Consider the following 20,782-nt stretch of genomic DNA (forward strand, 5'->3'; position numbering starts at 1 on the left):
CGCGATCCCCACAGGAGTTCCCCATGTCCGCTTCATCCTCCAACGGTTCCAAGGTCGCCCTCGTCACCGGCGGCACGCGTGGCATCGGTTTCGAAACCGTGCGCCAGCTCGCCCAGGCCGGCGTGCACACGCTGCTGGCCGGTCGCGATCGCGCCAAGGCCGTCGACGCCGCGCTGAAGCTGCAGGGCGAAGGCCTGCCGGTCGAAGCCATCGTGCTCGATGTCACCGACGAAGCCAGCATTGGTGCCGCCGTCGCGGAAGTCGAACGCAAGCACGGCAAGCTCGACATCCTCGTCAACAACGCCGGCGTCATCGCCGAAGACCGCAGCCTGACGAAGCCGTCGCAGCAGTCGCTCACCGCGTGGCGCGAGACCTTCGACACCAACGTCTTCGGCGTGGTCGCCACGACCAACGCCTTGCTGCCGCTGCTGCAGAAGGCGCCGGCCGCGCGCATCGTCATCGTCTCCAGCCTGCTCGCCTCGCTCACCGCGCACAGCGACCCGGCCTCGCCGATCTACGACTTCAAGATCATCCCCGCCTACAACGCATCCAAGAGCGCCATCAACTCCTACGCCGTGCACCTGGCGTACGAACTGCGCGATACGCCGATCAAGGTCAACGCCGTGCATCCGGGTTACGTGAAGACCGACATGAACGCCGGTGAAGGCGAGATCGACGTGCCCACCGGCGCGAAGACCAGCGTCGAGATGGCGCTGCTGGACGACAACGGCCGCACCGGCGGCTTCGTCTACCTCGGAGAAACGCTGCCATGGTGATCCGCTCCCTCACGCTCGGCGTCGCGGCGGCACTGCTCGCCGCGTGCGCCGTCGGCCCCGACTACGTGCGGCCGAACATCGACACGCCCGCGAAGTTCGCGCGCGATGAAGCCGCTGCGGATGCGCGCGCGGTGGATATCGCCACCGGCGTCGAATCGTCCACGGCGCAGGCGCCGTCGGGCGACACCTCGTCGGGCAATACGCCATCGAGCCAGGTGCCCGCGCCGCAGGCCGACGACGAGTTCTGGCGCAGTTTCAACGACCCGCTGCTGACGCGGCTGGTCGAGGATTCGCTGGCCGCCAACCACGACCTGCGCATCGCGCTGGCCAGCTACGACCGCGCGAACGCACTGCTGCGCAACGCCAAGCTCGATCGGTTCCCGACCGTGACGGCCAGCGCCACCGCCAGCGACTCGCGCGCCAGCGCCGACCAGGCGCCGGGCGTGTCGCGCAACAATCGCGACGGCGAAAGCTACAGCGTGCAGGCCGACGTCAGCTGGGAGCTGGACGTGTTCGGCCGCGTGCGCCGTGGCGTGGAATCGCAGCGCGCCGAAGCCTGGGCCACCGCGTCGGACCTGGACGCGTTGCAGGTCGCCATCGTCGGCGAGGTCGCGCGCAGCTATGTCGAACTGCGCGGCCTGCAGGAACGCCTGCGCGTCGCCCAGAACAACGCCGAGAACCAGCGCGAAACGCTGCGCCTGGTGAACGCGCGCTTCGATGCCGGTCGCGGCACGGAGTTCGACACGTCTCGCGCCCGCGCGCAGCTGGAGGCCACGCTCGCACGTGTGCCGGCACTGGAAGCGCAGGTCGCGGTGACGATGCATCGCCTGGCCGTGCTCACCGGGCAGACGCCCGACTCGCTGATCGCCGAGCTCACGCCCGTGCAGCCGCTGCCGGCGTTGCCGTCGCGGCTGGATCCGGGTTCGCCCGGCGAACTGCTGCGCCACCGCCCTGACGTGATCGCCGCCGAACACCGCCTGCATGCGGCCACCGCACGCATCGGCGTGGCGACGGCCGACCTGTTCCCGCGCTTCACGCTCGGCGGACTGATCGGCAGCCAGGCGATCGACAGCAGCGCGCTGTTCGAACGCGACAGCGAGACGCGGTTCGTCGCGCTGGGCATCGACTGGTCGTTCCTCGACATCGGCCGCGTGCGTGCTCGCATGGCCGCGGCCGATGCCGACGCCGCCGGCGAACTGGCGCGCTACCAGCAGTCCGTGCTGCTCGCGCTGGAAGACACCGAGAACGCACTGGTCCGTTATGCCCGTGCGCGCGTGGAAGACCAGCATCTGGAGCAGGCCGCCATCGACAGCGCCACCGCCGCGCGCCTGGCGCGCGTGCGCTACGAGGCCGGTGCCGCCGACCTGTTCGAAGTGCTGGATGCCGAACGCACCCAGCTCAACGCGCAGGAAGCCTTCGCCGATGGGCGCACCCGCAGCGCCAGTTCCGCGGTCGCGCTGTACAAGGCGCTGGCCGGCGGTTGGCCGACGCGCGTTCCAGTGCGCGAGGAAGTCGCCTCGCGCTGACCGTTCCCCTGCCGACGGCCGGCGGCGCCACGCGATCCCCTCCCTCACGCGTGGCGTCGCCGGTTGCTCGGATCCAGACCCTCGGCTGTTCGCAGCCTTTCGCGCCGTCGTGGCCTCATCCCGCCCGGCGGCGTCTTTTTTCTCCGCTCGCGCCGGGTGGAGTAGCATTTCCGTCCCCCATCACGAGGCCGTGCCATGGCGCATGACGACAAGCCCACCCGCGACCAGGCCGAGGCCGCCGTGCGCACGCTGCTGCGCTGGGCCGGCGACGATCCGGCGCGCGAAGGGCTGCTCGACACGCCCAAGCGCGTCGCCAAGGCCTACCAGGACTGGTTCAGCGGCTACGCCGAAGACCCGGCCGACTACCTCAAGCGCACTTTCGAGGAAGTCGAGGGTTACGACGAGATGATCGTGCTGCGCGACATCGAGTTCGAAAGCCACTGCGAGCACCACATGGCGCCGATCATCGGCAAGGCGCACGTGGGCTATCTGCCCGACGGCAAGGTGGTGGGCATCAGCAAGCTCGCCCGCGTGGTGGAGACCTACGCCCGCCGCCTGCAGGTGCAGGAGAAGATGACGGCGCAGATCGCGCAGGTGATCCAGGACGTATTGCAGCCGCGCGGCGTCGGCGTGGTGATCGAGGGCTCGCACGAGTGCATGACCACGCGTGGCGTGCACAAGCGTGGCGTAAGCATGATCACTTCGAAGATGCTCGGCAGTTTTCGCGAGGATGCGCGGACGCGGGCGGAGTTCCTGCAGTTCATCGATGTGGGGCCGGGGCGGTAAGCGTCCGCTGCCCGCGCTGACTGGCGGCGTGAGGCGGTCGGCCCGTTCATCCTTCGACTCCGCGACTTCGTCGCTACGCACAGGACGAACGGTGAAAGGATACTGACGTTGAGCGCTTGAGCGCTTGAGCGCTCCATCCTTCCATCCTGCAGCCCTTCCCCGTTCGTCCTGAGCGTAGGCGCGCAGCGCCGAAGTCGAAGGATGGACGGACCGGCAAGCTCAAGGACGAGCCTCATGTTCTGGATGTACATCCTTCGCTGTGCCGACGCGAGCTTCTACATCGGACACACCGACGATCTCGAACGACGCCTCGACGAGCACCACGCAGGCCGCTTCGCCTGCTACACCCAGACTCGCCGCCCCGTGGTTCTCGTCTACACGCAGGGAGCGTGGCAAGCATCGGCATGAGCGCGTGTAGGCTGCGCCCCGTCCATCCTTCGACTTCGGTGCTGCGGCACCTACGCTCAGGACGAACGGTGTTCGTTGCCAGGTGAAGGCGCGGGCTGAGCCGATACAACCTGCCCCGCGTTACCCCAGCAACAACTTCGCAATCCCCACCGCCGCCTCACGACCCTCATACGCCGCGGTCACGACCAGGTCTGCACCGCGCACGCCGTCGCCACCGGCGAACACGCGCGGATTCGTCGTCTGGAACGGCAGCGCCGCCGACGTCGAACGCCGCGACGCACAACCGCCCGTCGCATTCGCCACGCGGATGCGGCCGTTGCCTTCCAGCTCGATTCCCTGCGCCGACAGCCATTCCGGCGGATCGGGCTGGAAGCCAAACGCGATGATCACCACGTCCGCCGCCAGCACCGATTCGCTGCCGGGCACCGCTTCGGCATTGCGACGGCCGCGCTCGTCCGGCTCGCCCAGGCGCGTCTCGGCCACGCGCACGCCGGTGACGTGTCCGTCTTCGCCGAGCAGCTCCAGCGGCTGACGGTTGAACAGGAACTGCACGCCTTCCTCGCGCGCATTGGCGACTTCGCGCGCGGAGCCGGGCATGTTCGCTTCGTCGCGACGGTAGGCGCAGCTCACGCGCGCGGCGCCCAGGCGCACGGCACTGCGCACGCAGTCCATGCCGGTGTCGCCGCCGCCCAGCACCACCACGCGCTTGCCGTGCAGGTCGGGCAGGGCGACGCGGTCTTCCCAGCCGGCGATGGGCTTGCCTTGCGCTTCGTCGTCGCCGTGCACCAGGCGTCCGTTGTGCACCAGGAACGGCAGCGCCGGCAGCACGCCCTGCAGGTCCTGGCCGGGCAGTCCGCCGTCGGTGTAACGGTAGCTGCCCAGGCCGAGGAACACGGCGTCGAATTCCTCGAGCAGGCGATCCATGCCGATATCACGGCCGATCTCCACGCCCAGGCGGAACGTCACGCCCATGCCTTCGAGCACTTCGCGACGCGTCTGCAGCACCGACTTCTCCAGTTTGAAGCTGGGAATGCCGAAGTGCAGCAGCCCGCCGATCTGTTCGTAACGGTCGAACACCACCGCCTCGATGCCCGCGCGGGCGAGGCGATCCGCGCACGACAGGCCCGCCGGGCCCGCGCCGACGACGGCCACGCGCTTGCCGGTCGCGACCACTTTGGACAGATCGGGGCGCCAGCCTTCGGCGAGCGCGCGGTCGGCGATGTACTTCTCCACCGCGCCGATGGTGACCGCGCCGAAGCCGTCGTTGAGCGTGCAGCTGCCTTCGCACAGGCGGTCCTGCGGGCAGACGCGGCCGCAGATTTCCGGAAGCGGATTGGTCTCGTGCGCGAGCGCGGCGGCTTCGTGCAGGCGGCCTTCGCGCGCCAGTTCCAGCCAGTTCGGAATGTAGTTGTGCAGCGGGCACTTCCAGCTGCAGTACGGATTGCCGCAGTCCAGGCAGCGGCTGGCCTGGTGCTTCGCCTCGGCCTCGCCGAAGCGGCCGTAGAGCTCGCTCCAGTCGCCGCTGCGACGCAGCTCCAGCGGAATGCGCGACGGCATCTGCCGGGGCGTCTCGCGGAAGGCGAACACGGGCTTCTTGCTGTCCATCTTGCTCACAGACTCCTCCGCATCTCAGCGCCCTCCCCAGCTTGCAGGGGAGGGTTGGGGAGGGGGCGCGAAGCCGCATCGCGGCGAGCTCGGCGCTGGCGCGCCTCGTACCCCCTCCCAACCTCCCCCTGCACGCAGGGGGAGGGGCAAAAGCGAGTGCGGTTCTTGAACATCACGCCGCCCTCCTCAAATTCTCCGCCAGCGATTCCAGGCTCGCCGCCTTCGGCTTCACCAGCCAGAACTTGCCGAGGAAGTCGCGCATCTCGTCGAGGATCTTGCGCGCCCACACGCTTCCGGTGAGTTGCACGTGCGCTTCCAGCAGATCGCGCAGGTGCGAGCGGTGGTTCTCGAAACCGTCGGAGGCGATGCGCAGGATGTCGATCAGCTCGTGGTTGTAGCGATCGACGAAATCGCGCTCGGTGTCGAGCACGTACGCCATGCCGCCGGTGAAGCCCGCGCCGAAGTTCAGACCCGTGCGGCCCAGCACCGCCACCACGCCGCCGGTCATGTACTCGCAGCAGTGGTCGCCCGCGCCTTCGACGACCGCCGTCGCACCGGAGTTGCGCACGCCGAAACGCTCGCCCGCGCGGCCGGCCGCATAAAGCTCGCCGCCGGTGGCGCCGTAGAGGCAGGTGTTGCCGAGGATCGGCGTCTCGTGCGCGGTGTAGCGCGCGCCGTGCGGCGGGCGGATCACGATACGGCCGCCCGCCATGCCCTTGCCGACGTAGTCGTTGGCCTCGCCGTGCAGTTCGAAGTGCAGGCCACCGGCGTTGAACGCGCCGAAACTCTGCCCGGCGCTGCCGTCGAAACGCAGCGCGATCGGCGCGTCGTTCATGCCGCGATCGCCGTGCACGCGCGCGATCCGGCCGGACAGCCGCGCGCCGATGCTGCGGTCGGTGTTGCGGATGGTGTAGGTGTAGGCGCCGCCGCGCTTGTTCGCGATGATCTCCGCCAGATCGACATCGAGCTGCGCCGCCAGCCCCGTCGCATCGGCCGTCGGCTGCGGCGCGCCGCAATGGCCGCCGTGCGCGAGACCGCTGCCGGCCAGCAACGGCGCCAGGTCGAGGCCATGCTGACGGTCGCCGTCGCCTTCCAGCTGACGCAGCAGGTCGGTGCGGCCGACGAGTTCGCCCAGCGTGCGCACGCCCAGCTGCGCGAGCCAGAAGCGCACTTCCTCGGCGAGCAGGCGGAAGAAGTTCTCCACGCGTTCGGGCAGGCCGGTGAAGTGGTCGCGGCGCAGCGCATCGTCCTGCGTCGCCACGCCCGTCGCGCAGTTGTTGAGGTGGCAGATGCGCAGGTACTTGCAGCCCAGCGCGATCATCGGCGCGGTGCCGAAGCCGAAGCTTTCCGCGCCCAGCAGCGCGGCCTTGATCACGTCCAGGCCGCTCTTCAGGCCGCCATCGGTTTGCAGGATCACCCGCTCGCGCAGGTCGTTGGACATCAGCGCCTGGCGTGCTTCGGACAATCCCAGCTCCCACGGCGTGCCGGCGTAGCGGATCGACGACAGCGGGCTGGCGCCGGTGCCGCCGTCGTGGCCGGACACGGTGATGAGGTCCGCGCCGGCCTTCGCCACGCCCGTGGCGATCGTGCCCACGCCCGCGTGCGAGACCAGCTTCACCGACACCAGCGCCTGCGGATTGACCTGCTTGAGGTCGAAGATCAGCTGCGCCAGGTCCTCGATGGAATAGATGTCGTGGTGCGGCGGCGGCGAGATCAGGCCGATGCCCGGCGTCGCGTAACGCAGGCGCGCGATCAGCTCGTTGACCTTGTGGCCCGGCAGCTGGCCGCCTTCGCCGGGCTTGGCGCCCTGCGCGACCTTGATCTGCAGCACCTCGGCATTGACCAGATACTCCGGCGTGACGCCGAAACGGCCCGACGCAATCTGCTTGATCTTGGACACCTTGTCCGTGCCGTAACGCGCCGGATCCTCACCGCCTTCGCCGGAGTTGCTGCGGCCGCCCAGGCGGTTCATCGCGATGGCGAGCGCTTCGTGCGCCTCGGGCGACAGCGCGCCCAGGCTCATCGCGGCCGAGTCGAAGCGGCGCACGATCGCCGAGACCGGCTCGACGTCGTCGATCGCAATCGCGTTCGTGTTCGAGGTGTCGACTTCGAGCAGGTCGCGCAGTGCCGCCGTCGGGCGTTCGTTCACCGCCGCGGCGTAGCGTTGCCAGTCGCTCCATTCGCCGGTGGCGACCGCGCGTTGCAGGCTCACCACCACGTCCGGATTGAACAGGTGGTACTCGCCGCCGGGCGTGTACTTGAGCAGGCCGCCGATGGCGGGCAGGGCGTTGGCGTTCCAGGCGTGGTCGGCCAGTTCCTGCGCATCCGCATGCAGGTCGGCGAAGCCCGCGCCGCCGATGCGCGAGGGCGTGCCGGCGAAGCACAGGTCGACGACTTCGCGGTCCAGGCCGACGATCTCGAACAGGCGCGCGCCGCGGTAACTGCCGATGGTGCTGATGCCCATCTTCGAGATGATCTTCAGCAGGCCCTTCTTGATGCCGCGCCGGTAGCTGCGGCCGATCTCCGCGACCTGCCCGTGCTTGGTCTTGAGGATGCCGCGCACGCCCAGGTCGTGCAGCGTCTGATAGGCGAGGTAGGGATACACCGCCGTCGCGCCCACGCCGAGCAGACAGGCGAAATGGTGCGGATCGCGCGCGGTGCCGGTCTCGATGATGAGGTTGGATTCGCAGCGCAGGCCCACGCGCGCTAGGTGCTGGTGCACCGCGCCGGTGGCGAGCAGCGCGTGCACCATCAGGCGGTCCTGTTCGGGATAGCGGTCGCTCAGCACCAGCAGCACCTTGCCGGCGCGCGTGGCGGCTTCGGCTTCGGCGCAGATGCGCTCGATCGCGGCCTTCAGGCCTTCCTCCGGCGCGTAATGCAGGTGGATCAGCGCGTTGGCGTGTTCGTACTGCTCCATCGCCAGCATCTGCCGCAGCTTGCGCTGCGACAGCACCGGCGAGTTGAGGTGGATGTGGTTGACGTTGCCCGGACCGTCGACGAAGACGTTGCCTTCGCGGCCCAGCTGCGTCGCCAGCGACATCACGCAGTCCTCGCGCAGCGGGTCGATCGGCGGGTTGGTTACCTGCGCGAACGCCTGGCGGAACTGGTCGTACAGCGGCCGCACCTGCTGGCTCAGCACCGCCATCGGCACGTCGTCGCCCATCGAGCCGACGGCTTCCTGTTCGGTTTCCGCAAGCGGGCGCAGCACCTGCTCGCGTTCCTCGCGGGTGAGCTGGAACAGCTTCTGGAAGCGCGTCAGCGTTTCGGTGTCGAACGGTTCGGCGGCCAGCGCGGGATCGATCAGCTCGGTCTGCAGGTAGGTCATGCCCTGCTTGAGCCAGCGCTTGTACGGCGCGCGCGCGCGGTTGATGCGGTCGATGGCGTCGCTGTCGAGGACTTCGCCCAGATACAGATCGACCGCGATCATCTCGCCCGGGCCGAGCTTGCCCTTGGCTTCGATCTCCTCCGCCGGGCGTTCCCACACGCCGGCTTCGGAGGCGATGAGAAAGTGGCGATCGCGCGTGCGCATCCAGCGCGCCGGGCGCAGGCCGTTGCGATCGAGCGTGCACGCCGCGTAGCGGCCGTCGACCGTGACGATGCCGGCCGGACCGTCCCACGGCTCGGTGTTGAGCGAGTAGTACTCGTAGAACGCGGCGAGGTCGGCGTCCTTGTATTCCAGCGACTGCGTCGCCGGCGGGATCAGGATGCGCATCGCCTTGAGCAGGTCCATGCCGCCGGCCTGCAGCAGTTCGAGCATGTTGTCGAGCGACTGCGAGTCCGAGCCGTCGAGCGTGACGACCGGGTCGAACTCGGTCAGCTCCAGGTTCGGCGTGCGCCACACGTGCGCACGCGCCTGCGCCCAGGCGCGGTTGCCGGAGATGGTGTTGATCTCGCCGTTGTGGGCGAGCAGGCGGAACGGCTGCGCCAGCGGCCAGCGCGGCGTGGTGTTGGTGGAGAAGCGCTGGTGGAAGACGACGACGCTGGCGGTCAGGTCGCTGCGTTGCAGGTCCGGATACAGCTGCGCCAGCCGGTTCGGCAGCACCATGCCCTTGTAGCCGATGCTCGCCGTGGACAGGCTGACGACATAGAAGTCGGGCAGGTCGCGCAGCTGCTGTTCGGCGCGACGGCGCGCGAGGAACAGCGAACGCTGGAAGCTCGCCGCATCGAACGCGCCGGCGGGCTTGACGAAGATCTGCTCGATGCGCGGCATCGTGCGCCGTGCCAGTTCGCCGCAAGCGTCCAGGTCCACCGGCACCTGGCGCCAGCCGGCGACGCTCACGCGTTCGCGTTGCAGCTGCGCGCCCAGTTCGTCGCGCGCGCGCGCGGCGGCGGCCTCGTCGTGCGGCAGGAACACCAGGCCCGAGGCGTAATGCGCGCCGAGCGCGATGTTCGCCTCGCGGGCGAGCGCGCGCAGGAAGCCGTCCGGCTGGCGGATCAGCAGGCCGCAGCCGTCGCCGCTCAGGCCATCGGCGGCGATGCCGCCGCGATGCGTCATGCGTACCAGGGCTTCGATCGCGCGATCGACGATGGCGCGGCTGGGCGCGTCGTCGAGCTGCGCGATCAGGCCGAAGCCGCACGCATCGCGCTCATCGCGCGGGTCGTAGAGACCGACTGGGCCGGGACGGTACTGCTGCTGCATCGTCACTCCAACGCGGATTCACCGCTGGGTTGCTGTGCGAAACACGACAACGAACCTGGCTGAGGCACACGCCACACCGGGGATTCCGGCGACGACGAAGACGGTCCGCTCGCGCGGTCCGGCCTGCCTCACCACCCTGGTTCTACCGAATAAATCACACTTTGTGCAATGCGGCAATTTGTCTTGCGGACGACGCGCGCAAGGACGCGTCAGGAGGCACAAGTAATTGATCGGACGAGGAATGGTGCGCGACATCCGGAGGCGTTTGGTAACGGTTGAAACCATTCGCGCGATGGGTGCGCACGCAGTCCTTTCGTAGCCCGGGTAAGGCCGAAGGCCGCACCCGGGGACCCGCACGTTGCAGGATTGCGGAACGTCGATCCCGGGTGCGCTTCGCTTACCCGGGCTACGATGCCGTTGTTCCTCTCAGCTCTGCACTCCCTTCGGTCGCCGCAAGGCGAGAGGGAATGCGTCGACGCAGCGGAGAGAGGCGCGCGCGGCCAGCGCGCTAAACTGCCCGTCTTCCCGATCGCCCCCGGCCCCTCGTGACCGATACCGCTCCCGCCACGGGTGCGCGCCGCCGCGCCGCGCTCGCCTTCATCTTCGTCACCATCCTGATCGACGTCCTCTCGTTCGGCCTGATCATCCCGGTGCTGCCGCACCTGATCGAGCAGTTCGCCGGCGGCGACACCGCGCATGCGGCGTATTGGGTGGCGGCATTCGGCTTCCTGTTCGCCGGCATCCAGTTCATCACCTCGCCGATCCAGGGCGCGTTGTCGGACCGGTTCGGGCGGCGGCCGGTGATCCTGCTGTCGTGCCTGGGTCTGGGGCTGGACTTCGTGTTCATGGCGCTGGCGCCGTCGCTGGCGTGGTTGCTGGTGGGCCGGGTCATTTCGGGCATCACCTCGGCCAGTTTCACCACGGCCAACGCCTACGTCGCCGACATCACACCGGCCGACAAGCGCGCCAAGAGCTACGGCCTGCTCGGCGCCGCGTTCGGCGTGGGCTTCATCGTCGGGCCGCTGATCGGCGGCCAACTGGGCGAGATCGACCTGCGCCTGCCGTTCTGGTTCGCGGCCGCGCTGGCGTTGGTGAACTTCTGCTACGGCTGGTTCGTGCTGCCCGAGTCGCTGCCGAAGGAGCGCCGCAGCGCGCGCTTCGACTGGTCGCACGCCAATCCGCTCGGATCGCTGGTGCTGCTCAAGCGCTACCCGCAGGTGTTCGGTCTGGCGGCGGTGGTGTTCATCGCCAACCTGGCGCATTACGTGTACCCGAGCGTGTTCGTGCTGTTCGCCGACTACCAGTACCAGTGGGGCCCGCGCGAAGTGAGCTACGTGCTCGCCATCGTCGGCGTGCTCAACGTGATCGTGCAGGCGGGGCTGGTGGGCAAGGTCGTGCATGCGATGGGCGAGCGCCGCGCGCTGATTCTCGGCCTGGCCTGCGGTGCGGTGGGTTTTGCGATCTACGGGTTCGCCGACGTGGGCTGGGTGTTCCTGATCGGCCTGCCGATCTCCGCCGTATGGGGCCTGGCCGCGCCGTCGACGCAGGCGCTGATCACGCGACAGGTCGGGCCGGAAGTGCAGGGCCGCATCCAGGGCGCGCTGATGAGCCTGGTGAGCCTGGCGGGCATCATCGGCCCGGTCGTGTTCGCCGGCAGCTTCGGCTATTTCATCGATGCGCGCGCACCGGTGCACCTGCCGGGCGCCCCGTTCCTGATCGCCGGCGTGCTGCTGGCGGTGGCGGTGGGCATTGCGTGGCGGTATGCGCGCGTGCCCGCGGCGGCTTCGATCGAAGCGGTCGAAGCGCGGTGATGAAAGCCCCTCTCCCACCGGGAGAGGGGTTGGGGTGAGGGCTAACGAAGGGAATGAGTCGGAGCGCCGGTGCGGCGAGGCGCTGAGAGTTCATGCGTTCCCGCCCCGTTCCCCCTCATCCGCCCTGGATCAAGTCCAGGGCACCTTCTCCCGATGGGAGAAGGGAACAGCAAACCAGCAAACCAGCAGCGCGCCTCAGTCTTCCAGCGTCGTCAGCTGATCGCCCGGGAAGGGCAGCAGCGCCCAGAACGCGACCTCTTCGCGCGACCATTCGAAGGCGGCCTCGTTGAGGATGTCCAGCAGCGTGTCGAAGTCGGCACTGTTGGCCTCGCGCCATGCACCGGCGTTCTCGACCAGCCATACGTAACCGGGCGCAGGACGCCACGACATGTCGCGCAGCACGTCCGACAGCGCGTCCCAGTTCGCGCCGAACAGGTCGGGGAAGCCGCCGGCCTGCGCGAGCCGCGCCATCAGGTCAGTCTTGCCTTCGCAGCCGGCCAGGTCCACGCGCATCACCGCGAAGCCGAGCGCGTCCGCAGTCTGCGCCATGCCCTCGCTGTCGCGCTCGTCGATGAAATACGCGCCGCTGTGTTCGGGGTCGGAGAGGATGCTGCGCAGGTCCACGGCGTTCATCGCGCGTCCTTCGGTGGCGACCATTCGAAGCGGCGGAAGCTCTGGTAATGGTCCGAGGTGTACCAGTACTCCACCGGCGGATCGCCACCGGCGATGATGCGGCGCGCACCGCGCGTGTCCGCGCCGGGCGTGGGCACCGTGTACTCGCGGTAGTAGCCGCGCGGTTGCGGTGGCAGGTGGCCTTCGCGATTCTGGAACGTGCTGCCGTCCTGCCGGTACGGGTGCGTCGCGCCGCTGGCGATGCGGTCGAGCGCCGCGTGCGCCTCGGCCGGCAGGAACGCGGGATAAGCCGCGTCCGCGCGCTGTGTCGCGACGGGCGCGTTCGGCGCGCGCAGTTCGCCGTCGCCGGCGCGCTTGGTCCACAGCCACAGGCCGACCAGCGCGATCAGCGCCAGGACCACGATCGAATGACGATGCCGCGACATGCGCTGTTTCCGTGATCGGCGCGCGTGGCGCCGTTGCCTCAGCCGCAGCGTAAGCCGGTGATTGCGCCGCGGTCGTTGACGTCGACGTTCACGCGATCCTCGCGGAAGTCCATCGTCGCCGGTTGCCCCGGGCGCAGCACGCGCGCGTCGCGGCTGCCGGTGTCGCGCAGGATGCGGTTGACGACGTCGTCGTTGACCGCCGAGCCGATCGCCCAGCGCGCACCTTCGGCATTGCACAGACCACTGGGCGCCGCAGGACCCGCTGCCGGCGTCGTCGACGCGCAGCCCGCGAGCGACAGGGCAAGGACGGCGAGGCACAGGCTGCTGCGGATCATGGTCAATCTCCTTGGAAGTGGTCGGGCCATGGGCCCGCAGGGTTCATGCGGCGCACCGTGCGCCCGGACGCGTGTTCAGCGTGTAAACGCGGAGGATAGCCGGTCGCGGCGACGCGAAGGTTGCGCTGGATCGAAACTTCCTCGTCTGCTTCAGCGACGAGGAGGGTTTGCAGGTTGGCGCGATCTTTTGCATCGCGCCGCTCACGGCCGCTTGGCGAACTCCGCTTCCAGGATCGCGTACCCCGCATCCACCATGCCCAGCGCGGTGTACGTCTTGAACGCATTGGTGTTCTCGCGCTCCACATACAGTCGAAGGCCGACCACGCCCGGCGTCTGCCGCGCCAACGTTTCGACATGGCGGTACAGCGCGGAGAACACGCCCTGGCGGCGGAACGGCGGCGCCACGTACACGCTCTGGATCCACCACCAGTCACCGTTGCGCCAATCGCTCCACTCGCGCGTGAGCATCAGCGTGCCCGCCGGTGCGGCGATGGTTTCGCGGCCGGCCACCGCCGATTCCTGCATCGCGATGAAGTAACGCGCCTTCGCCGGATCGGCGATGCCCGCCTCCATGCCGGCGCGCACCGTGGCTTCGTCCAGGTGCTTGTGTTCGGTTTCCAGCGCCATGGCCTGCGCCCACTGTGCGAGCAGGTCGCGATCGTGGGCGTGGGCGGGGCGGATGCGCAGCGTGGACATGGCGCGAGGCACCGGAGTGGGGAACGCCGAGTGTACGGCGCCGGCCCGTGGCCGGCGCTCACGCGTCACATCTTCTTGCTGGCCTCAGCGCGTAACGGTGATGACGCCGCAGGCGATGCGTCCGCCCGCATTGCCCGTGGGCTGCGTGCGGTAATCGTCCGGCGAGGCGTGCACGATCACCGCCTTGCCGGCGACGTCGTTGGTCGCGCCGCCGCCGAGCGTCACGCCTTGCGCATGCGCGTTGACCTGCGCCACGCCCTCGGCGTTGGCGACGATGTTGTCCATGTCGCCGCCGTGGTGCGCGCCGCTGCCGACCTTGCCGTGCGGCTGCGCGGAGGGATTGAAGTGACCGCCGGCGCTGCTGGCGTCGACCGCGCTGCAGTCGCCCTTCTCGTGGATGTGGATGGCATGCGTGCTGCCCGGCGAAAAACCGCCGATCTCGCCCGTCAAGTGCACGCCGTCGCCCATCGGCACGATGCTCAGCTTGCCGCTGACCAGGCTGCCCGACGCCGAAGCGAGGTTGACCGTCGCCGCCTTCGCGGTGGACTGCGCGGCCGGCGCCGCCGGCGCCGCCGGTGCCGTGCTCTTCGTCGGCGCCGACGAACTGCAGGCCGACAGCGCCACGACGGCGGTGGCGAGCAGGGCGGGCATCAGCGGGGTCTTCATCGGCATCTCCTTGCGATCATGCGGTGTTGCGAATGGGGAAACCGGATGCGCGGCGGGCGCATCGGGGTGGCGTGCAGCGTAGCGATGGGTGAGTGGGCCAGCGGTGAACAGCGTGATGGCCTCATGAAGGGCGTCGTCGTCCCGGCCCGAGCTTGCGCGTGAGCGTGTTGCGCCCCAGGCCGAGCCGCGCCGCCGCTTCGGTACGGCGCCCGCCGGTGTGTTCCAGCGCGGCGTCGAACAATGCGCGCTCGAAGCGCTCGCGTGCCTGCGCATGGATGTCGTCGCGCCCCAGTTCCAGCTGCGCTCGCGCCCATGCCGACAGGCGGCGATCCCAGTCATCATCGCCGCCCGTTTGCGCAGCGTCCTGGCCTGGTGTGGCCGCAAGCGCGTCGTCGAGGTCCTCGCGCGCGATGGTCTCGCCCGGTGCGAGCGCGGCCAGTCGCCAGCACAGGTTCTCCAGCTGACGCACGTTGCCGGGCCAGTCGTAGGCGATCAAGCGTTCCAGTGCGCCGGGCGAAAAACGCTTGGCCGGCGCATCGAAACGCGTCGCGGCGGCATGCAGGAAACGCTCCGCCAGCCGCGGAACGTCCTCGCGCCGTTCGCGCAGCGCCGGCAGGCGCAGGCGCACCACGTCGAGGCGGTGCAGCAGGTCGGCGCGGAAGCGGCCGGCTTCGACCAGCGCTTCCAGATCCTGGTGCGTCGCGGCGATCACGCGCACGTCCACGCGGATGAGTTCGCGCCCGCCGACGCGGAAGAACTCGCCTTCGGCCAGCACGCGCAGCAAGCGCGTCTGCAACGGCAGCGGCATGTCGCCGATCTCGTCCAGGAACAGTGTGCCGCCGTGCGCCTGTTCGAAACGCCCGACGTGACGACGCTGCGCGCCGGTGAAGGCGCCCGCTTCGTGGCCGAACAGCTCGCTTTCCAGCAGCTCGGCCGGAATGGCCGCCGTGTTGAGCGCGACGAACGGCGCGCGTGCACGCGGCGACTCGCGGTGCAACGCGCGCGCGACCAGCTCCTTGCCGGTGCCCGTCTCGCCCGTGATCAGCACCGACAAAGGCGCCTGCGCCAGGCGGCCGATCGCGCGGAACAGCGTGCGCATCGCCGGTGTTTCGCCGATCAGCGCGTCGTCCTGCGTGGCGGCCGTGTCGCGCTGCGGCGGCGCGGCGCTGTCGATCGTGGCGAGCGTGCGCGCGGCCAGCTCGACCGCTTCGTCCAGATCGAAAGGTTTGGACAGGAACTCGTGCGCGCCGCCGCGGAACGCGCCCGCCGTGCTGGCGACATCGGTGTAGGCGCTCATCACGATCACCGGCAGCTTCGGCGCCTGCGCCTTCAATTTGTCGAGCAGCACCAGCCCGTCGTCGCCGGGCATGCGCACGTCGGTGAACAGCAGGTCCGGCGCGCCGCGTTGCGCCAGCGCATCGAGCGCCTCGCGGGCGTTCTCGAAACCGTCCACGCGATAGCCCGCCTCGCGCAGCGCGGTGGCCAGCACGAAGCGCACGCTGCGGTCGTCGTCGACCACCCAGACGCGGGCGTTGCTCATGTCGCTTCTTCCTCGACCTGCATCGGCAGCAGCAGGGTGAACACGGTGTGGCCGGGCCGCGAGCGGTACGCCAGCGAGCCGCGGTGCTCGCGCGCGACCTGCTGCGCCAGCGCCAGGCCGAGCCCGCTGCCCTCGGCGCGGCCGGAGACCAGCGGCAGGAACAGACGCTCGGTGAGTTCCTCAGGCACGCCGCGGCCGTCGTCGATGATGTCCAGCCGCAGCGCCATCGGATGCACCGCGTCGCCGATGCGCACCGCGTGCTCGGCGCGCGTGCGCAGCGTGACGTTGGCGGCGCCGGCCTCGATCGCGTTGCGCACCAGGTTCCACACCGACTGCATCAAACGGTCGGCGTCGCCGGCGAACTCGGGCAGGCTGGGGTCGTAATCGCGCACCAGGCGCACCGCCCAACCGGCCTCGCTCTCGGCCAGGCGCAGCACGCGTTCGAGCACGGCGTGGATGTTGAGCGGCACATGCGGACGCGGCGGCGCGGGCGTGAGCAGGCGATCGACCAGCGCGGTGAGGCGCTCGACTTCAGAACCGATCATCGCCACCAGTTCGCGCGAATCGCCCGACGGGTTGTCGGCATCGATGCGCCGCGCGAGCAATTGCGCGGCACCCTTGAGGCCCGCGAGCGGATTGCGAAGTTCATGGGCCAGTCCCTTCAGCGAAGCCGACAGCGCCGAGGGCAGCAGCAGCGCCGGATCGTCGCCGGGGAACTCATCGACCGGGTGCGCCTCCAGCAACCAGCCGCCGTCGTCGCGTCGGCTCAGCCAAACATCGGCGAAACACTCCTCGCCGTCGGCGTAGCGCAGGCGGTTGCGGCGCAGGCGCAGCGGGGCGTCGGCCGCATCGAGCCGGGCCATCGCCTCGGCCAACCGGCCCTCGCCACCGTCCAGACCCGCCAGCGGCCACCCCACCAGCCGCCGCGCGCTGACCCCGAGCCAGCGCGAGAACGCCGCGTTGCACCCGACGATCGCCCCTTCCTCATCGCTCCACGCGACCGGCGTGGTCAGCGCGTCGAGCTCGGGGCGGGCGGTGTCGGGCGGGGTGGGGGTGGGCATTGCACCATGTTAGTGCAAAAGCTGGGGCGCGCTGATCGGTCGAGCCCCTCACTCTGACCGGCCTCTCGGGCTTTCCCGTTATCGATACCGGGAGGCCATGATGTCCACCGTCGAGCCCGTCAAACTGTTCTCCGAGTTGAAGGAAGAAACCTTCAGGCGGCAGCTTTCAAATTCAGAGAACTTCGATAGGTCAATCCTGACCTACGCAAGCGGCGCGCTCGCCCTTTCGCTCGGATTCCTCAAGGACTTCGTGCCGCTGACCCGGGCTGCGCATGCCTATCTGTTGTACGGGTCGTGGCTGCTATTCGCCCTGTGCATCACGCTTACGATCGCGTCCTACCTGTTGGCACAGCTTGCGCTGAAACGGCATTTGGAGATCGCCGACGACTACTACCTGAAGCAGAACACCAGCGCATGGGGTTCACCCAACACGCCTGCCCTCCTGACCGAGATCTTCAACTGGGCCTCTGGCTCCGCGTTCTGTCTTGCCGTTTTCCTCACCACCGCGTTCATCGCCATCAATGCGAAGGAGGCTTCCATGTCTTTCAACAAGGACGACAAAGGACCACGGCCCAATGTGAAGATCATCATCGACGATGGTGTGCGAAAGGCAGCGGGCGTGCCCCCCATGACGCGTATCCCAGGCGCGACACCGCCCATCGTGCCATCCAAACCGGAGACGCCCGCGCAGCCGACGCCTGAAAAGCCCAGGAAGGACTGACGCGTCGACGACGAAGCCGCCGACGCGCACGCGCAAGCGCTCAGGCCCCGCTCACGAGGTGTGACGTGTGGGACTGCCATCGCCGCAGGGACCTTGGCATGATCGGCGGCCTCGCGCTGCATCCTCCGCGGCATTCATTCAGGGATTGATCCATGCCTGCACGTTCGCGCTTCACGCTGCTTCTCGCGGCGCTTCTGGTTCCGACTTGCGCGTTCGCAGGCGGGCCCGACATCCACACGCAGGACGTCACGCGTTTCTACGCGCTCTACGACGCCACCGACGGCAAGCCGACGGTGCAACAGATCCAACAGGAGTACATCGCCCAAGGCACGCCGAGCCTGGCCGAGTTCGCGCGTCTGCGACGCGTCACCGCGCAGAGCATCGCCGATCGCATGGCGAGCGATCCGGCCGTCTATGCCAATGCGAAGCGATGCCTGGCCGAACTGCCGGCGGTCGAACGAAGGCTCGCCGACACGTTCGCGCGCCTGGCGAGCGTGTATCCGCAAGCGAAATTCCCGCCGGTCGCCATCGTCGTCGGTCGCGGTCGGCCGGTGGGCATGACGCATCCGGGCGGCGTCACGCTGGGCCTGGAGGCGCTGTGCGCGGCGGATTTCATGAATCCGAACGTGCAGGACCGCTTCGTGCATGTCATCGCGCACGAGTACGCGCACATCCAGCAGACCGCGCCGACCGAGTTCGAACCGGGCGATCCGCAGGCCACGGTGCTGCGCCTGGCGCTGGCCGAAGGCACGGCCGAGTTCATCGCCGAACTCGTCTCGGGCAACGTCGGTAATTCGCGCCACGCCGGATGGACGCGGGGCAAGGAAGCGCAGATCGAATCGGCCTTCGCGCGCGACATGGACAGCACCGACCTGTCGGCGTGGTTCTACGACTACCGCAGCGGATCGGATGCGCCGTACGACCTGGGCTACTGGGTCGGCTATCGCATCGTGAAGGCGTATTACCTGCGCGCGGACGATCGCAGGCAGGCGGTGAAGGACATCCTCGAGATGGACGATCCCAAGGCGTTCCTGGCGCGCAGCGGCTGGACGCCCGGCATGAGCCTGCCGGGCGCGTTGGCCGTGGGCGATTGAGGCGCGCGCTCAGCGCCCGGGCATCACCGCGGGCTTGCCTGCATCCTTCAGGAAGAACACGACGAACTTCGCCGGCTCGGTCTTGCTGGCGTTGCGGCTGACGGCGTGGATGTCGCCGGGCTTCTCGGTCCAGGCCTGGCCCGCTTTCAGCGTGACTTCCTCGCCGCCTTCCACGGCCATCGTCACCGCACCCTCCAGCACGTACACGAACGCGTATGCATCGTGATGGTGCAGCGGCGAGGAGCCGCCCGGCGGATACGTCACGGTGAGCACGTGCCCTTCCTTACCCGGGTAGTCGGGCAGCGGCTGGGTCAGGACCGGCGTGACGACGGGGCCGGGGGCCGCGCTGTGGTGCTGGCCGTGGGCGACGGCGCCGACCGATAGCATCGCGATGGTCAGGCCGAGGGAGTGGTAGATGCGCATGGGGGAAACTCCGGTGTCCGCCGTACTGGGCACGGCGAGAGTGGTGATGAAGGCGAGGCGTCGTGACGTCGCGGGCCTTCGGCGCAAGGAGTCTAGGAAGCACCCCCACGCGCAGGTAGCCCCGCGCGGGGACGCTTCGTGTTGAGCCGGGCGCAACAATGCGGCCCCTCGCGCGCGAGATGAACACGCGTCCAAACCCTGCCGGTCTACCGTGCATCCCTGCACATGTGGGCATCGCTGCGATGCCGTTACAGTTCGCGCCGTCGAAGGGAGATCGCTCATGCGCAAGGTGCTCGTGTCCGTGCTGGTTCTGATCGCGCTGCTGGCCGGCGCCGCCTATTGGTGGATGCGCCCGCAGCGCGACCCACCGCCCGATCCGCGCATGGCCTGCCACGTCGGCCTCTATCGCCTGGACGACGGGCGCTGGGTGGACTTCGCGCCCGTGTCGGGCGAAGGACTGCGCTGGCGCCTGATGGACGGACGCACCGGTAAGGTGGTGCAGGACGCCGCGGGCAAGTGGACCGGCACCGTCGGTTGGAGCGATCGCGCCGATCCCACGCCGGTGTCGCTGGGCACGTGCGAAGCGCCGGCGTTCTCGTTCGAGGGGCAGCGCGGGACGAGGCTCGAATTCAAGGCCGTGGAAACCCGCTTCCAGGGCAACGGCGAAACGCTGGCGGGCCGGCTGGTGATGCCGCCGGGCGATGGGCCGGTGCCGATCGCGGTGATGGTGCACGGCTCGGAGCGTTATTCGGCGCGCACGTTCAACGCGTTCCAGCGCATCTTCCCGGCGCACGGCATCGGCGTGTTCGTGTACGACAAGCGCGGCACGGGCGAGAGCACCGGCCGCTACTCGCAGGACTTCCACCTGCTCGCCGACGACGCCGCGGCCGCATTGAAGGAAGCGCGTCGCCTCGCCGGTTCGCGCGCGGGCCGCGTGGGCTACAGCGGCGGCAGCCAGGCGGGCTGGATCGAACCGCTCGCCGCGCAGCGCAGCGATCCGGCATTCGTCGCGGTGAGCTACGGCCTGGCCGACAGCCCGCTGGCCGAAGACCGCGACCAGGTGCAGCTGGACCTGATCAAGGCCGGCTTCCACGGCGATGCGCTGGTGAAGGCGCGCGAAGTCAGCGACGCCACCGGCGCGGTGATGGCCTCGGGCTTCAAGGACGGCTTCGATCGGCTGGAAGCGGTGAAGGCGAAGTACGGCAAGGAGCCGTGGTGGAGCGCGATGCAGGGCGAGTACACCGGCGATCTGGTCAAGCATTCGCCGCTGATGCTGCGCCTGTTCGGTCCGCTGCACGACGAAGGCACCACGTGGAGCCACGATCCGATGCCGCCGCTGCGCGCGACGAAAGTGCCGCTGCTGTGGATCATCGCCGGCAGCGACGCCGAGGCGCCGCCGGAAGAATCGCGTCGCCGCTTGCTGTCGGTCGCGCGCGAGAACGCGAACGTGGAGGTGGTGGAGTTCCCCGGCACCGACCACGGCATCATCGAGTTCGACACCGGAGCCGACGGCGAGCGCACCGCGACGCGCTACGCCGATGGCTACTACGCAATGCTGGTGGACTGGATCCGCGATGGCGCCTTGCGCGCCGAGCCGTACGGCAATGCGGAGCGGTTGGCGCCGCGGTGACGGGAGT

At 69.1% G+C, this 20,782-nt stretch carries 18 protein-coding genes; 8 read left to right on the forward strand and 10 right to left on the reverse strand.

Going from position 1 to position 20,782, the window contains the following annotated elements:
• Positions 1–23 precede the first annotated feature (23 nt).
• From AAFF32_RS03825 to AAFF32_RS03840, 4 genes are all read left to right on the forward strand, one after another.
• Positions 24–776, forward strand: a complete 753-nt coding sequence (locus AAFF32_RS03825) for an SDR family oxidoreductase (protein WP_216964809.1) — start codon at positions 24–26, stop codon at positions 774–776.
• A complete protein-coding gene (locus AAFF32_RS03830) occupies positions 770–2,302 on the forward strand; it encodes an efflux transporter outer membrane subunit (RefSeq protein WP_342316541.1) in 1,533 nt (510 codons plus the stop codon). Before AAFF32_RS03825 ends, AAFF32_RS03830 begins: the two co-directional genes overlap by 7 nt.
• Positions 2,303–2,497: 195 nt before the next feature.
• Positions 2,498–3,088 (forward strand): GTP cyclohydrolase I FolE, encoded by a 591-nt coding sequence (folE, locus tag AAFF32_RS03835; protein WP_216964805.1) that lies wholly within the window; start codon positions 2,498–2,500, stop codon positions 3,086–3,088.
• A gap of 234 nt (positions 3,089–3,322) precedes the next feature.
• The gene (locus tag AAFF32_RS03840; RefSeq protein ID WP_342316542.1) at positions 3,323–3,496 is read left to right on the forward strand and encodes a GIY-YIG nuclease family protein; all 174 of its coding nucleotides are present in this window, start codon (positions 3,323–3,325) and stop codon (positions 3,494–3,496) included.
• A gap of 120 nt (positions 3,497–3,616) precedes the next feature.
• Here the strand turns inward: AAFF32_RS03840 and AAFF32_RS03845 are convergent, their stop codons facing one another.
• On the reverse strand, positions 3,617–5,101 hold the full coding sequence (locus AAFF32_RS03845) for an FAD-dependent oxidoreductase (RefSeq protein ID WP_342317211.1): 1,485 nt from the start codon (positions 5,099–5,101) through the stop codon (positions 3,617–3,619).
• Positions 5,102–5,273: 172 nt separating this feature from the next.
• Positions 5,274–9,740 carry a glutamate synthase large subunit gene (gene gltB, locus AAFF32_RS03850; RefSeq protein ID WP_342316543.1) on the reverse strand — a complete coding sequence of 1,489 codons (4,467 nt, stop codon included), beginning with the start codon at positions 9,738–9,740 and terminating at the stop codon, positions 5,274–5,276.
• 545 nt (positions 9,741–10,285) lie between these two features.
• On the opposite strand from gltB, the gene AAFF32_RS03855 reads away from it, so the two are divergent.
• Positions 10,286–11,551 (forward strand): TCR/Tet family MFS transporter, encoded by a 1,266-nt coding sequence (locus AAFF32_RS03855; protein ID WP_216964801.1) that lies wholly within the window; start codon positions 10,286–10,288, stop codon positions 11,549–11,551.
• Positions 11,552–11,746: 195 nt separating this feature from the next.
• Here the strand turns inward: AAFF32_RS03855 and AAFF32_RS03860 are convergent, their stop codons facing one another.
• The 7 genes from AAFF32_RS03860 to AAFF32_RS03890 all read right to left on the reverse strand — a co-directional run bounded on the left by AAFF32_RS03860 (position 11,747) and on the right by AAFF32_RS03890 (position 16,907).
• Entirely contained in the window at positions 11,747–12,184 is a 438-nt protein-coding gene (locus tag AAFF32_RS03860; protein ID WP_254200766.1) for a barstar family protein, read from the reverse strand.
• A complete protein-coding gene (locus AAFF32_RS03865) occupies positions 12,181–12,609 on the reverse strand; it encodes a ribonuclease domain-containing protein (protein WP_216964799.1) in 429 nt (142 codons plus the stop codon). The genes AAFF32_RS03860 and AAFF32_RS03865 overlap by 4 nt, the downstream gene beginning before the upstream one ends.
• Before the next feature lie 38 nt (positions 12,610–12,647).
• The gene (locus AAFF32_RS03870) at positions 12,648–12,944 is read right to left on the reverse strand and encodes an I78 family peptidase inhibitor (protein ID WP_216964797.1); all 297 of its coding nucleotides are present in this window, start codon (positions 12,942–12,944) and stop codon (positions 12,648–12,650) included.
• A 201-nt stretch (positions 12,945–13,145) separates the two neighbouring features.
• Positions 13,146–13,640: a GNAT family N-acetyltransferase gene (locus AAFF32_RS03875; RefSeq protein ID WP_254200763.1), complete on the reverse strand. Its 495-nt coding sequence runs from the start codon at positions 13,638–13,640 to the stop codon at positions 13,146–13,148.
• Between the two features lie 84 nt (positions 13,641–13,724).
• A complete protein-coding gene (locus AAFF32_RS03880; protein ID WP_342316544.1) occupies positions 13,725–14,312 on the reverse strand; it encodes a superoxide dismutase family protein in 588 nt (195 codons plus the stop codon).
• 115 nt (positions 14,313–14,427) lie between these two features.
• A complete protein-coding gene (gene ntrC / locus AAFF32_RS03885) occupies positions 14,428–15,846 on the reverse strand; it encodes a nitrogen regulation protein NR(I) (RefSeq protein WP_342316545.1) in 1,419 nt (472 codons plus the stop codon).
• Positions 15,843–16,907 (reverse strand): ATP-binding protein, encoded by a 1,065-nt coding sequence (locus AAFF32_RS03890; protein WP_216964791.1) that lies wholly within the window; start codon positions 16,905–16,907, stop codon positions 15,843–15,845. The genes ntrC and AAFF32_RS03890 overlap by 4 nt, the downstream gene beginning before the upstream one ends.
• A gap of 100 nt (positions 16,908–17,007) precedes the next feature.
• Between AAFF32_RS03890 and AAFF32_RS03895 the strand changes: the two genes are divergently transcribed.
• Positions 17,008–17,628: a hypothetical protein gene (locus AAFF32_RS03895; RefSeq protein WP_216964789.1), complete on the forward strand. Its 621-nt coding sequence runs from the start codon at positions 17,008–17,010 to the stop codon at positions 17,626–17,628.
• A gap of 152 nt (positions 17,629–17,780) precedes the next feature.
• Positions 17,781–18,722, forward strand: a complete 942-nt coding sequence (locus AAFF32_RS03900; RefSeq protein WP_342316546.1) for a DUF2268 domain-containing putative Zn-dependent protease — start codon at positions 17,781–17,783, stop codon at positions 18,720–18,722.
• 9 nt (positions 18,723–18,731) lie between these two features.
• On the opposite strand, the gene AAFF32_RS03905 is transcribed toward AAFF32_RS03900, so the two are convergent.
• A complete protein-coding gene (locus tag AAFF32_RS03905; protein ID WP_216964786.1) occupies positions 18,732–19,145 on the reverse strand; it encodes a cupin domain-containing protein in 414 nt (137 codons plus the stop codon).
• Between the two features lie 280 nt (positions 19,146–19,425).
• Between AAFF32_RS03905 and AAFF32_RS03910 the strand changes: the two genes are divergently transcribed.
• Positions 19,426–20,775, forward strand: coding sequence for an alpha/beta hydrolase (locus AAFF32_RS03910; RefSeq protein WP_342316547.1), 1,350 nt, complete (start codon positions 19,426–19,428; stop codon positions 20,773–20,775).
• Positions 20,776–20,782: the final 7 nt, after the last annotated feature.

It is taken from the genome of Lysobacter sp. FW306-1B-D06B (assembly GCF_038446665.1).
Taxonomy (GTDB): Bacteria; Pseudomonadota; Gammaproteobacteria; order Xanthomonadales; family Xanthomonadaceae; genus Lysobacter_J.